Source organism: Enterobacter cloacae complex sp. SHL018, assembly GCF_049237905.1.
Classification (GTDB): domain Bacteria; phylum Pseudomonadota; class Gammaproteobacteria; order Enterobacterales; family Enterobacteriaceae; genus Enterobacter; species Enterobacter hormaechei_C.
Map to the genome: position 1 here is coordinate 1,735,727 of NZ_JBMKJE010000001.1, position 12,694 is coordinate 1,748,420.

12 protein-coding genes are annotated in these 12,694 nt (G+C 55.0%); 6 read left to right on the forward strand and 6 right to left on the reverse strand.

Features of this window, described 5'->3' with window-relative positions:
• Positions 1-41: 41 nt before the first annotated feature.
• From prc to ACOTY5_RS08410, 3 genes are all read right to left on the reverse strand, one after another.
• On the reverse strand, positions 42-2,090 hold the full coding sequence (gene prc, locus ACOTY5_RS08400; protein WP_015570296.1) for a carboxy terminal-processing peptidase: 2,049 nt from the start codon (positions 2,088-2,090) through the stop codon (positions 42-44).
• Positions 2,091-2,109: 19 nt separating this feature from the next.
• Complete coding sequence (gene proQ / locus ACOTY5_RS08405; RefSeq protein ID WP_003859895.1) at positions 2,110-2,796, reverse strand: RNA chaperone ProQ; 687 nt, start codon at positions 2,794-2,796, stop codon at positions 2,110-2,112.
• Positions 2,797-2,892: 96 nt separating this feature from the next.
• Complete coding sequence (locus ACOTY5_RS08410) at positions 2,893-3,390, reverse strand: GAF domain-containing protein (protein WP_006811006.1); 498 nt, start codon at positions 3,388-3,390, stop codon at positions 2,893-2,895.
• Between the two features lie 132 nt (positions 3,391-3,522).
• Between ACOTY5_RS08410 and yebS the strand changes: the two genes are divergently transcribed.
• The 4 genes from yebS to ACOTY5_RS08430 all read left to right on the forward strand — a co-directional run bounded on the left by yebS (position 3,523) and on the right by ACOTY5_RS08430 (position 9,274).
• Positions 3,523-4,806, forward strand: a complete 1,284-nt coding sequence (yebS, locus tag ACOTY5_RS08415; RefSeq protein WP_020480541.1) for a membrane integrity lipid transport subunit YebS — start codon at positions 3,523-3,525, stop codon at positions 4,804-4,806.
• On the forward strand, positions 4,775-7,408 hold the full coding sequence (locus ACOTY5_RS08420; protein WP_017693254.1) for a PqiB family protein: 2,634 nt from the start codon (positions 4,775-4,777) through the stop codon (positions 7,406-7,408). The genes yebS and ACOTY5_RS08420 overlap by 32 nt, the downstream gene beginning before the upstream one ends.
• Before the next feature lie 56 nt (positions 7,409-7,464).
• On the forward strand, positions 7,465-8,928 hold the full coding sequence (gene rsmF / locus ACOTY5_RS08425; protein WP_017693253.1) for a 16S rRNA (cytosine(1407)-C(5))-methyltransferase RsmF: 1,464 nt from the start codon (positions 7,465-7,467) through the stop codon (positions 8,926-8,928).
• 106 nt (positions 8,929-9,034) lie between these two features.
• Positions 9,035-9,274 (forward strand): YebV family protein, encoded by a 240-nt coding sequence (locus ACOTY5_RS08430; RefSeq protein ID WP_003859885.1) that lies wholly within the window; start codon positions 9,035-9,037, stop codon positions 9,272-9,274.
• Between the two features lie 34 nt (positions 9,275-9,308).
• Here the strand turns inward: ACOTY5_RS08430 and pphA are convergent, their stop codons facing one another.
• Positions 9,309-9,953 carry a protein-serine/threonine phosphatase gene (pphA, locus tag ACOTY5_RS08435; RefSeq protein ID WP_017384338.1) on the reverse strand — a complete coding sequence of 215 codons (645 nt, stop codon included), beginning with the start codon at positions 9,951-9,953 and terminating at the stop codon, positions 9,309-9,311.
• Positions 9,954-10,120: 167 nt separating this feature from the next.
• Between pphA and ACOTY5_RS08440 the strand changes: the two genes are divergently transcribed.
• Entirely contained in the window at positions 10,121-11,101 is a 981-nt protein-coding gene (locus ACOTY5_RS08440; protein ID WP_045142106.1) for a VirK/YbjX family protein, read from the forward strand.
• Positions 11,102-11,146: 45 nt separating this feature from the next.
• Positions 11,147-11,344: a hypothetical protein gene (locus ACOTY5_RS08445; RefSeq protein ID WP_017693250.1), complete on the forward strand. Its 198-nt coding sequence runs from the start codon at positions 11,147-11,149 to the stop codon at positions 11,342-11,344.
• A gap of 125 nt (positions 11,345-11,469) precedes the next feature.
• On the opposite strand, the gene ACOTY5_RS08450 is transcribed toward ACOTY5_RS08445, so the two are convergent.
• Together ACOTY5_RS08450 and copD are read right to left on the reverse strand one after the other, a co-directional pair.
• On the reverse strand, positions 11,470-11,808 hold the full coding sequence (locus ACOTY5_RS08450; protein ID WP_003859787.1) for a YebY family protein: 339 nt from the start codon (positions 11,806-11,808) through the stop codon (positions 11,470-11,472).
• A gap of 16 nt (positions 11,809-11,824) precedes the next feature.
• Positions 11,825-12,694: a copper homeostasis membrane protein CopD gene (gene copD / locus ACOTY5_RS08455; RefSeq protein ID WP_045142107.1), complete on the reverse strand. Its 870-nt coding sequence runs from the start codon at positions 12,692-12,694 to the stop codon at positions 11,825-11,827.

Sequence of the window (12,694 nt, forward strand, 5' to 3'; positions counted from 1 at the left end):
ACATAAAGAAACAGGCACAATTTCTTGTGCCTGTTGGGGGATTATTTTGTCGGAGCAGGTTGCAGAGCGGGTTTCTCTTTTTCCAGCTTCGCGAGATCAAGCGCGATATGCACCGTCTCGTCCAGATACGGATCGGGCTCCTGGTAATCCTTAGGCAGATCGTCCAGTTTTTTGAGCAGAGGCTTGCCTTCACGTTTGAAGCGATCGTTGATACGCGCCAGACGTGTCGCGTCATCTTCATTGTTCTCTTTCTCACGCTGGGCGTAGTTCAGAGACACAATGTTCCGTTTCGCTTTCAAAGCGTTGAAACGCGCGATGTCCTTCATGATGTACTGGAATTCCGGATCCTTCCCGATGCGATCGTTGTGATTTTTCAGCAGTTCCGGTCCGAACTGTTTCATATCACCCGATTTCACGAATGTCGCGGCATCAATGCTATCCCACGGCAGCGCGTTATCTTCAAACTTCTCGCCCGTTTCCGTCTCTTCGGTACCTGTCGGCATCATGATATCCGGCGTCACGCCTTTGCGCTGCGTACTGCCGCCGTTGACGCGGTAAAACTTCTGAATGGTGTACTGTACTGAGCCCAGCGCAGGCCACTCAGGGCGCAGCATCTGGTCGTAAATACGGTTCAGAGAGCGGTACTGCTGAACGGTGCCCTTGCCAAACGTCGGTTCGCCGACGATTAATGCCCGGCCGTAATCCTGCATGGCAGCAGCGAAGATTTCCGATGCAGAGGCGCTGAAGCGATCGACAAGCACCACCAGCGGACCCTTATAGTAGACCACACCATCGGTATCGGCATCTTCACGCACTTTACCGTTGTTATCGCGCACCTGTACCACCGGGCCAGACGGGATAAACAGCCCGGAAAGCGAGACGGCCTCGGTCAATGCCCCGCCGCCGTTGCTGCGCAGGTCAATGATCACGCTGCTGACATTCTGCTTTTCAAGCTTCTGGAGCTGCACTTTCACATCATCGGTCAGGCCGACGTAGAAACCTGGGATATCCAGAACGCCAACCTTCTCTTTACCCACGGTTTTCACCGACATTTTCACCGCGCGATCTTCCAGACGGATACGCTCACGGGTCAGAGTAACGATACGGGTTTTGGTCCCCTTACCGGCTGGCAGGATCTCCAGGCGAACTTTGCTGCCCTTCGGCCCTTTGATCAGCGCAACAACATCATCAAGACGCCAGCCAATCACGTCCACCATGCTCTTTCCGGTTTGCCCCACACCGACAATACGGTCGCCTACGCTGATCGCTTTGCTTTTCGACGCAGGGCCACCGGCCACCATGGAGTTGATTACGGTGTAGTCATCGTCCATCTGAAGCACAGCACCGATACCTTCCAGAGACAGGCTCATTTCGGTATTGAACTGTTCGGTGTTACGTGGAGAGAGATAATTAGTGTGCGGATCAATTTCATGCGCAAACGCGGTCATCGCCAGCGAGAAAACATCTTCACTGTTGGTCTGCGCCAGACGACGAATAGCGAATTTGTATCGACGATTTAACGTCTCACGGATCTCTTTCTCGTCTTTGCCTGTAAGCTTGAGGCTCAGTTCGTCATATTTGACTTTTCCGTCCCACAGCGCATTCAGTTCAGCCTCGTCTTTCGGCCATGGCGCTTTGCTGCGGTCCAGATTAAAGGTGTCGTTGCCGGTGAAGTCCATCGGACGTTCCAGCACTTTCAGCGCGTATTGATAACGCTCAAAACGGCGCTTTTGCGATAAGTTGTACAGATCGTAGAACAGATCGAGCTTTCCGGAGCGCAGCTCATCACCCACTTCGGATTTGCGTTTAGCGAACTGTTCGACATCGCTGGCCAGCAGTACGTTATGGCTGTAATCCAGCAAGTTCAGATAACGGTCAAAGATTTTGGCCGAAAAGGCCTGATCGAGATCGAACTGACGATAGTGCGAACGAGTAAAGCGCGACGTCACGCGCTCACTCACCGTCGCGTGCTGAGTCTCTTCCTTGAGAACCGGAATTTGATCAACACGCGTAATATCGTCCACAGCGAAAGCATGGCCTGTTATAGCAAACAGGCCAGCCAGCGCGGTGAGCTTAAAAAAAGTGTTCATGCCAGGCTCGGCCTCCGTTTCAGAACAACAAGTGTTCTGCGCGTACAATCATTGACATACCAGAAGTCAGCTGTACACGAACGCCATCTTTGGTGATTTCCAGTACGGTGGCGTCCATCGCGTTGTTACCCGCTTTCACCTTCAGAGACTGACCTACGCTCAGCGCATTGATGTCAGAAACTGGGGTGTGACGCGGCTCTTCGCGCGGCGCACGTGGGGCTTTAGCTGCGGGTTTGTCAGCACGCGGTTTGCGATCGTTATTTTCAGTACGACGCGGTGCCGGGCGCGGTTTACGCTCGCGACGAGGGGCGTCTTCCTGACCGTTTGCCGCTGCGGCTTCGCGTTTTTTCGCCTGCTGTTCCGCACGCTGTGCCTGCACGCGAGCTTTGGCTTCTTCAAGCTGCTTACGCGCATGTTCTACGTGCTGCTCGTCCAGCTCACCGCACGGGTTGCCGTCAAGGTCGACACGGGTCGCACCCGGCTTGATACCGTACAGGTAACGCCAGCTCGAGGTATAAAGGCGCAAGGCAGAACGAAGCTGCGTTTTGCTGAGGTTCATCTCCCCCTCAACGCGCGCGACCAGATCCTGAAAGATACCGACTTTCAGAGGACGCGCTTCACCTTCAGCGCTGAAGCACTGCGGGAAACGCTCGGCCAGAAATGCGATAACTTCTTTACTGCTATTCAACTTAGGTTGATTTTCCATGAAATTTCCTGATTACAACGGACGTTGCCAACAAGCGCAGGCATGAACAGGCGACATTATAATGACGCTATCAGTAAATGCTACGTTATCCGTTGATTATCCTGCGACGCTCGCAAAGAATTTATGATAATCGGTCTCTGCCAGAACATTTTCCAGGTTTGCGGCCAGCGCGCGCAGCCCCTGCTCATCCTCGGCAGTAAAGCGGCTGAAGACCGTGCTGTCGATATCCAGAACGCCAATAATCTGATTTTTAACCACCAGCGGCAGTACGATTTCAGAATTGCTGCTGGCATCGCAGGCAATGTGGCCGTCAAACGCATGAACATCTTCGACACGCTGAACCTGACGGGTCGCCACTGCGGTACCGCACACGCCACGACCTACCGGGATGCGTACGCAGGCGAGTTTACCCTGGAAAGGCCCGAGCACCAGCGTGTCACCTTCCAGCAGATAAAAGCCTGCCCAGTTCACGTCAGAAAGGCGTTCGAACAGTAACGCACTGGTATTTGCCAGAGTGGCTAAGAAACTGGTTTCCCCTGCCATTAATGCCTTAAAATCGCGATTCAGATCCGCGTAGAATTCTGTTTTGTTCATTATTCAATCACTTAGTTATCTTACATAGTTACCGCATAGCCTATTAAAATAAGCATTAAATGCGCTCATGCTCAAGATGAATCCGTTCATGAGTTATTATAACTTTCAACAATACTAATCTGTGTGCGACTGATGGCCCTAAAAACACCCCAAATTACGCCGACACGAAAGATCGTTGTCCGTACGGTAAGCCAGGCTCTGCCCCGTGCACATTATCAGCGTTGTCCCCAGTGCGATACGCTTTTTATGTTGCCGAAGATGAAATCGCACCAAAGTGCTTTTTGTCCATGCTGCGATGCCAAAATCCGCGATGGCCGGGACTGGTCATTGACGCGTCTGGCGGCAATGGCGGTCACCATGCTGCTGCTGATGCCCTTCGCCTGGACCGAGCCGCTGTTAAAGCTCTACCTGCTTGGCGTGCGTATTGACGCTAACGTGTTGCAGGGGATCTGGCAGATGACGCGCCAGGGCGATCCGCTTACGGCCGCCATGGTGCTGTTCTGCGTCGTCGGCGCGCCGTTGGTGCTGGTCGCGGCAATTGCCTACCTGTGGTTTGGCAACATTCTGGGGATGAACCTGCGCCCTGTCCTGCTCATGCTGGAAAAGCTCAAGGAGTGGGTGATGCTGGACATCTATCTGGTAGGCATTGGCGTGGCCTCCATCAAGGTGCAGGATTATGCGTTTTTACAACCCGGCATTGGCCTTTTCGCGTTTATTTCACTGGTCCTGCTGAGTATTTTGACCCTGATTCATCTGAATGTTGAACAGCTTTGGGAGCGATTTTACCCGCAGCGCCCCGCGACCCGGCCTGATGAAAACCTGCGCGTCTGCCTGGGCTGCCATTACACCGGTTTTCCGGATAAACGCGGGAGGTGCCCACGCTGCCACATTCCGTTAAGATTGCGACGCAACAACAGCCTGCAAAAGTGCTGGGCGGCGCTAATCGCCTCCCTGGTATTTTTGTTCCCGGCCAACATGCTGCCGATCTCCGTAATTTATGTGAACGGCGCCCGTCAGGAAGATACTATCCTTTCGGGGATTATCTCTCTGGCGCACAGTAACGTGGGGGTCGCCGCCATTGTTTTCATCGCCAGTATTCTGGTGCCCTTTACCAAAGTGGTGGTGATGTTTACGCTGCTTATTAGCATTCACTTTAAATGCGAACAAGGACTACGCACCCGCATCCTGCTTCTGCGATTTGTGACCTGGATTGGTCGCTGGTCGATGTTGGATCTGTTCGTGATTTCGCTGATGATGTCGCTCATCAATCGCGATCAGTTACTTGCTTTTACCATGGGACCCGCAGCTTTTTATTTCGGCTCTGCGGTGATATTGACTATTCTTGCAGTGGAATGGCTGGACAGCCGCTTACTTTGGGACGCACATGAGTCAGGAAACGCCCGCTTCGCCGACTGAAGCGAGAATTAAAACAAAACGCCGCATTTCGCCATTCTGGTTGCTGCCTGTTATCGCGCTGATGATCGCAGGCTGGCTTATCTGGACGAGCTATGAAGATCGCGGAAGTACCATCACGATTGATTTCCAGTCTGCGGACGGCATTGTCGCCGGACGTACCCCCGTTCGCTTCCAGGGGGTGGAAGTGGGTACCGTGCAGGATATTTCCCTTGGCAAAGGGCTGAACAAAATCCAGGTCCGGGCGAGCATTAAGTCTGATATGCAGGATGCCCTGCGTGCCGAAACGCAGTTCTGGCTGGTCACGCCTAAAGCCTCCCTGGCCGGCGTTTCCGGGCTGGATGCGCTTGTGGGCGGTAACTATATCGGCATGATGCCCGGCAAAGGTGAGCCACAGGATCACTTTGTTGCGCTGGATACCCAGCCGAAATATCGGCTGAATAACGGCGATTTGATGATCCATCTCCGCGCGCCGGATTTGGGCTCGCTGAACAGTGGTTCTCTGGTCTATTTCCGCAAAATTCCGGTAGGCCGCGTTTACGACTACGCCATTAACCCGAACAAAGATGGCGTGACCATTGATGTACTCATCGAGCGCCGTTTTACCAACCTGGTGAAAAAAGGCAGCCGCTTCTGGAACGTCTCAGGCGTCGATGCTGACCTGAGCTTAAGCGGTGCGAAAGTGAAGCTTGAGAGCCTGGCGGCGCTGGTGAATGGCGCTATCGCCTTCGACTCACCTGCTAACTCCAGCCCTGCCGCCGCAGAAGATACCTTTGGCCTGTACGCCGACCTGGCGCACAGCCAGCGCGGTGTCATCGTCAAGCTGACCCTGCCGGATGCCAAAGGCCTGAAAGCCGGTTCGACCCCGCTGATGTACCAGGGTTTAGAGGTCGGGCAACTGACAAAATTAACCCTCAATGCGGGCGGTTCCGTTACCGGCGAAATGACGGTGGATCCGAGTGTGGTGGATCTCCTGCGGGAAAAAACGCGCATTGAACTGCGTAATCCGAAGCTCTCCCTCAGCGACGCCAGCATCAGTTCTCTGCTGACGGGAAGCACCTTTGAGCTGATCCCCGGCGAAGGTGCGCCGAACAAAAACTTTGTTATCGCGCCGGCGGATAAAGCCCTGCTGCAAAAACCGGGCGTGTTGACGGTTACGCTGAATGCGCCGGAAAGCTACGGTATCGAAGCCGGGCAACCGCTGATCCTGCACGGTGTGCAGGTGGGCCAGGTCCTCGAACGTAAGCTGTCGGAAAAAGGGGTCTCCTTCTCCGCCGCCATCGATCCGCAGTACGGCAACCTGGTCCACGGCGACAGTAAATTTGTGGTTAACAGTCGGGTCGACGTGAAGGTGGGTCTGGACGGGGTTGAGTTCCTCGGCGCCAGCGCCAGTGAGTGGGTTAACGGCGGGATCCGCATTCTGCCGGGCAGCAAAGGTGCGCTGCGCGAAAGCTATCCGCTGTTCGCCAATCTGGACAAAGCCATTGAAAATAGCCTTGGCGACCTGCCAACCACCACGCTGACCTTAAGCGCTGAAACGCTGCCGGATGTCCAGGCAGGCTCCGTCGTGCTTTACCGTAAGTTTGAGGTGGGGGAAGTGATCACCGTTCGTCCTCGTGCGGACGCGTTTGATATCGAACTGCATATCAAGCCGGAGTACCGCAAGCTGCTCACGCCAAACAGCGTGTTCTGGGCTGAGGGTGGCGCGAAAGTGCAGCTCAACGGCAGCGGGCTGACCGTACAGGCATCGCCTCTCTCCCGTGCCCTGCGCGGTGCGATCAGCTTCGATAACCTGAGCGGCGCGGGCGGCAACATGCGTAAAGGTGACAAGCGGATCCTCTTCCCGTCCGAAACCGCGGCGCGCGCGGTCGGGGGGCAGATTACCCTGCACACCTTTGATGCCGGTAAACTGGCAGAAGGCATGCCCATCCGCTATCTCGGCATTGATATCGGGCAGGTCCAGAAGCTGACGCTGATCACCGCACGCAATGAAGTGCAGGCGACCGCCGTGCTTTATCCGGAATATGTGCAGACGTTTGCCCGGGCAGGCTCGCGCTTCTCGGTAGTTACGCCGCAAATTTCTGCCGCAGGGGTTGAGCATCTCGATACCATACTTCAGCCGTACATTAACGTTGAACCGGGTCGCGGCAACGCACGTCGTGAATTTGAGTTGCAGGAGGCCACCATCACCGACTCCCGTTACCTGGACGGTCTGAGCATTGTGGTTGAAGTGCCGGAAGCCGGTTCGCTGGGCATCGGTACGCCGGTCCTGTTCCGCGGCATTGAAGTAGGGACAGTAACAAGCCTGACGCTGGGTAATCTGTCCGATCGCGTGATGGTCGGCCTGCGCATCAGCCAGCGTTATCAGCATCTGGTGCGCAACAACTCGGTGTTCTGGCTCGCTTCAGGCTACTCGCTGGACTTCGGCCTGACCGGTGGCGTGGTCAAAACGGGGACCTTTAATCAGTTCATTCGCGGCGGCATTGCCTTCGCGACGCCGCCTGGCACGCCTCTGGCACCTAAGGCGCAGGCAGGTAAACACTTCCTGCTGCTGGAAAGTGAACCGAAAGAGTGGCGCGAATGGGGAACGGCGCTGCCGCGTTAATCTCGCAGGCTCCGGTGTCAACGCGCCGGAGCCTTTATGTTACACTGCGCGCCTGAATGTTTCCCTGTGGTGTGCCCGTGGCTCAAAACTCCGTATTTCTTCCCGAACAATTCCTCGCACAGATGCGCGAGGCGCTTCCAGCTCATCTCTCTTTCGACGATTTCGTTGCCGCCTGCCAGCGCCCTTTGCGCCGGAGTATTCGCGTCAATACGCTGAAAATCAGCGTCGGGGCGTTTCTGGATCTCGTCTCCCCCTACGGCTGGCAATTAACGCCAGTGCCGTGGTGTGAAGAGGGTTTCTGGATCGAACGGGATGACGAGGAGAGCCTGCCGCTCGGCAGCACCGCCGAGCACCTGAGCGGGCTGTTTTATATTCAAGAAGCCAGCTCCATGCTGCCGGTTGCTGCGCTGTTTGCCGACGGGAACCAGCCTGAGCGGGTTATGGATGTCGCGGCGGCGCCGGGCTCTAAAACCACGCAGATTGCCGCCCGGATGAACAACCGCGGCGCGATCCTCGCCAACGAATTTTCCGCCAGCCGCGTTAAAGTCCTGCATGCCAATATCAGCCGCTGCGGGATCCACAACGTCGCGTTAACGCACTTCGATGGTCGCGTGTTTGGCGCTGCCCTGCCGGAAGCCTTTGATGCCATCCTGCTCGACGCGCCCTGCTCCGGCGAAGGCGTGGTGCGTAAAGATCCTGATGCGTTAAAAAACTGGTCCGTTGAAAGCAACCTGGAGATCGCCGCCACGCAGCGCGAACTGATCGACAGCGCGTTTCATGCCCTGCGCCCAGGCGGGACGCTGGTTTACTCTACCTGCACGCTGAATCGCGATGAAAACGAGGACGTCTGCCTGTGGCTCAAGCAACGCTATGCGGATGCCGTCGAGTTTCTGCCGCTGGACACCCTCTTCGACTCGGCCAGTCATGCGGCCACGCCTGAAGGCTTCCTGCATGTCTTCCCGCAGATTTACGATTGCGAAGGCTTCTTTGTTGCCCGTCTGCGTAAAACCCGCGCCGTCGATCCCTTGCCTGCCCCTAAGTTTAAGGTCGGCAACTTCCCGTTCACGCCGGTCAAAGGCCGTGAGGCGGCACAGGCGCAAGCGGCTGCGAGCAAAGTCGGCCTGCACTGGGATGAGAGCCTGCGCCTCTGGATGCGTGACAAAGAGCTGTGGCTGTTCCCGGTCAACATCGAACCGCTGATTGGTAAGGTGCGTTTCTCCCGCCTCGGTATTCGCCTGGCGGAGATCCACAACAAAGGCTATCGCTGGCAGCACGAAGCGGTCATTGCGCTGGCCGGCAGTGAGAACACCTTTGCCCTGACGCATCAGGAAGCGGAAGAGTGGTATCGCGGTCGTGACGTTTACCCGGAAGACGGCCCGTCACAGGATGAAGTCATCGTGACGTATCAGGGCTATCCGCTGGGGCTGGCGAAAAAAGTCGGCTCGCGGCTGAAAAACAGCTATCCGCGCGAACTGGTACGCGATGGCCGCCTGTTTACCGGTAACAACCGCAGCGCCTGAAAAAAAGCGCATTTTTTTACTGGCGATTTCGCTCTCCTTGTCTAGGATCAAAAATGGGTGACTGCACTTGTCATACCAGGTTTTGGGCAACAAACCGGAGAGCATTATGACGAAAACCAGCGTACGCATTGGCGCTTTTGAAATCGACGACGCTGAATTGCGCGGCGAATCACAAGGCGAACGAACGTTAAGTATTCCCTGCAAATCCGATCCGGATTTGTGCATGCAGCTGGACGCCTGGGATGCAGATACCAGCGTCCCGGCGATCCTTGATGGGGAACATTCCGTTCTGTACCGTGAGCATTACGACAGTAAAACCGATGCCTGGGTCTTGCGTCTTGCCTGACCCAAAGAGAACCCGCCCGAAGGCGGGTTATTTATTACTGAAGCTGCGCCAGCGTCAGAAAGCCCCCGAATACTGCCCCCGTATCAATGTAGTGCAGATTGTTAAAATCGTAGCGTTTGTCCACAGGCGTATGTCCAAACCAGAAGTGATCCGCACCGCTAATGCCCTGCCCTTTGCCCACCATAAAACCCATTAGCCGGTCGCGATCCCACAGCACGCGCTGGGCATCCACCGGCTTATGCCAGCCATATTCGGCGGAGGGATAATCCGCATGAGCAATCACGTTCAGACCGTTTTTGCAGGTTATTTCAATAATGTGCGGTAAGTCCCGACACGCATCGAGTAAACCCTTCGCCTGTTTTTGTTGAGCGTCCTTAAGCCCGGTAAACCAGTTACCGCCATTTATCGACCAGAGACTAAAATCATTATTTTCAAGCGCATCTAACGCCATTTGCTCGTGATTACCGCGTACCGCATAAAACCAGTTTTCCTGCATCAGCTGTAAACATTTTACGCTGTCAGGCCCGCGATCGATAATATCCCCCACCGAGATCAGCAGATCCGTATCAGGATTAAAATGCCGTCGTTTCAGCTCATCTATAAGCCACTGATAGCAACCATGAATATCGCTGACAACCCAGACATGACGCCAGTGTTCTCCCTCTATTTTCTGATACATAACGCCTCCTGTAAGAAGTATAGCTGCCACAGAAAATGTCATGAGCTGGCGTTGGATTTTGCGAATCCAAACAAACCATAAACCAGCCGGAAATAAAGATCGCTGCGCTATTAATCCCTTATTCCCTGGCCTTTAAAATAGAGCGGAATAAAAAGAGGGATTTTCACGTGTCAAACATACACCTGCAAAACGATGTTTTTTATCCGCATCGCACAAATATTATTTCTGAACTGGTGAGAGGAAAACGCGTTCCCGGCCCAATCTGGCACAAACGTGATTACCGGTTAAAGTTCCTACTGCGCTCGCTTTTATTCTGGTCCTCCACCCATCGCATGCTGGAGGCCCTGTCCGGGCGCGATGATTTCGACAGGCTGCTCACCTCTCAAATTACCTTGCCGAGCAAAACTCACCGCCAGTATCTGATGCGCGGCCTGAACTCAAACGATCGGGCCGATGCTATCATCAGCCACTATCAGTGGATTGATAGTCTGAAAAACATCGCCCTCGCCCACGCGCTGACCAGCCCGCAAGAGGTGCCGGTTGTCCGGTTCGAGGCAAAAAACGGCGAAATCTATACCGTCCACGCCTCGTCCGCAGGTAAGGCCGAACGCGAAGGCGAAAGCACGCTTTGGCTGCACGACAATGACAATACGCTGCTTGCCAGCCTGACGTTCTGTGTCGCACGCAGTAACGGCCGTACGGTGCTGGTGATCGGCGGCCTTCAGGGTCCACGTCGTCATGTTTCACGGGAGGTGATTAAGCAGGCTACCCGTGCCTGCCATGGGCTTTTCCCGAAACGCGTGCTGATGGAGGTGATCTTCCAGCTTGCCTCACGCTCGAACATTAGTGCGATTTTTGCCGTCAGCGATGAAGGCCATGTTTTCCGCGCGCTGCGCTACCGTCTGAGCAAAGGCCGTCATTTTCACGCCAGCTACGACGAGTTCTGGGAAGGCCTGAACGGAAAGAAACTCTCCCCCTTCTGCTGGCAGTTGCCGCTTCAGATGGAACGTAAAGTACTGGAGGAGATTGCCAGCAAAAAACGCGCCGAATACCGTCGCCGCTTTGCGTTACTTGATGATATTGCGGCTTCCGTACATGCGCGCATTGATCCCGCAGTCTTCTCAGGCAAAATACAAACAAAAATTTAACAAAACAGCCAAAAAGGACTGGACTTACGCCTGCCGGGTTGTGGTATGTTTGAAGCAGGCGCACAGGAAGTGAACCTTCTGCTGAGACGAAAACCGGATTTTATCGTTTATTTTCAAGCAGATAAAAAGAGACCGAATACGATTCCTGTATTCGGTCCAGGGAAATGGCTCTTGGGAGAGAGCCGTGCGCTAAAAGTTGGCATTAATGCAGGCTCAATCGCCTTGCCCTTTAAGAATAGATGACGACGTCAGGTTTTCCAGTCCACAGTAAAAGTGGTCTGAAAAAAAGCGTCAGAACATCACTAAATGTGAAAAGCCGCAGAGCTTTTACAAGCACCTGCGGTTTTTTTTTACTGGAAACCTGACGGCTAGCAGAGCTTTTCAGCGCGCTCAATAAACGGTGCCAGACTCTTCTTCTGCCCGGGGTTTGCCGGGTCATCTACCTGGATCACGCTGACAGGCTGTCCGTTACTTTTCCCGCTGGCAACCTGCTGCTCCGCCACGTCATTTAACGGATACTGCACGAGCGTACTGGGATTGATGACATACAGCGCGTTACCGGGACGGCAGGTAAGCATGACTTCTTCACGATTAAATGCCCAGTTGTCCTTACCCACTTCAAACCGGCTGACAGTGATGACCTGCGGCGCGGCTAACGCACTGCTGGCACAGGTGAGAAGTAAAAGAGAAAGCAGTGTCTTTTTCATATGTTATTTAACCTTGTCAGAAGGGTTCCCAGGTCGCGAACAGGCTGACGGCGGCCAGTACCAGCGCGCCCAGCACCACCTCTGCCTGTGTCATCCTGATAAAAATCTGTTGTTCCCGCCCGGCCTCCGGGCGAAAGCGTGGCACAAGAAAATACCGATTCGCCAGCGCAATTGCCACCATCATCATGACCAGCGCACATTTGAACAACAACAGCTGGACATAAGGCGCCTGCCACGGCACGTTTATGCCAACAATAAAGAGCGTATTGATTATCCCGGTCAGCAGCACGCCTGCCACGGCGTAATGCCCCACGCGGGAGAAGCGCATCATGGTAAAGATAGCGGCTGGCTGCCAGCGGCCTTTCGCCAGACGCATGCAAAACAGCAGCGGCAGTAAACCACCCACCCAGGTCGCGGCGCAGAGCAGGTGAAGCGCATGGTTGAGACGATGCAACGCTCCCGGTGCGCCACCGTTCATCGCGGCATGTCCCACGCCCGCCAGCAGCACCAGCTGCCCCATCGCGAGCAGTAACAGCCGTGAGCCTTTTTGCGGGGTAAGCCATGCAGCGCCCGCCGTCACAACGGCCAGCACCATTTGCCACAACCAGACGCCGCCAAATTGCGTTCCCAGCACGCTGCGCCAGACCGCCGGACGAATGACATCGCCCCAGCCGTTGCCCATCAACCCACTTTGCAGGCCAAACATCAGCAGAGCCGCTATCAGGCTGATTAAGGCCGCGAGTTTCTGCTGCCGCTGGAAACGCCGGGCCATGAGGCGCTGCAACGAAGACGGCGCAAACCAGACGCTGTAAAGCGCGTTGCCGAAAAGCAGCATCAGCGCAGCAAAATGGATAAAGCGTAACGCGACGTAGCTCAGGGTCAGCAT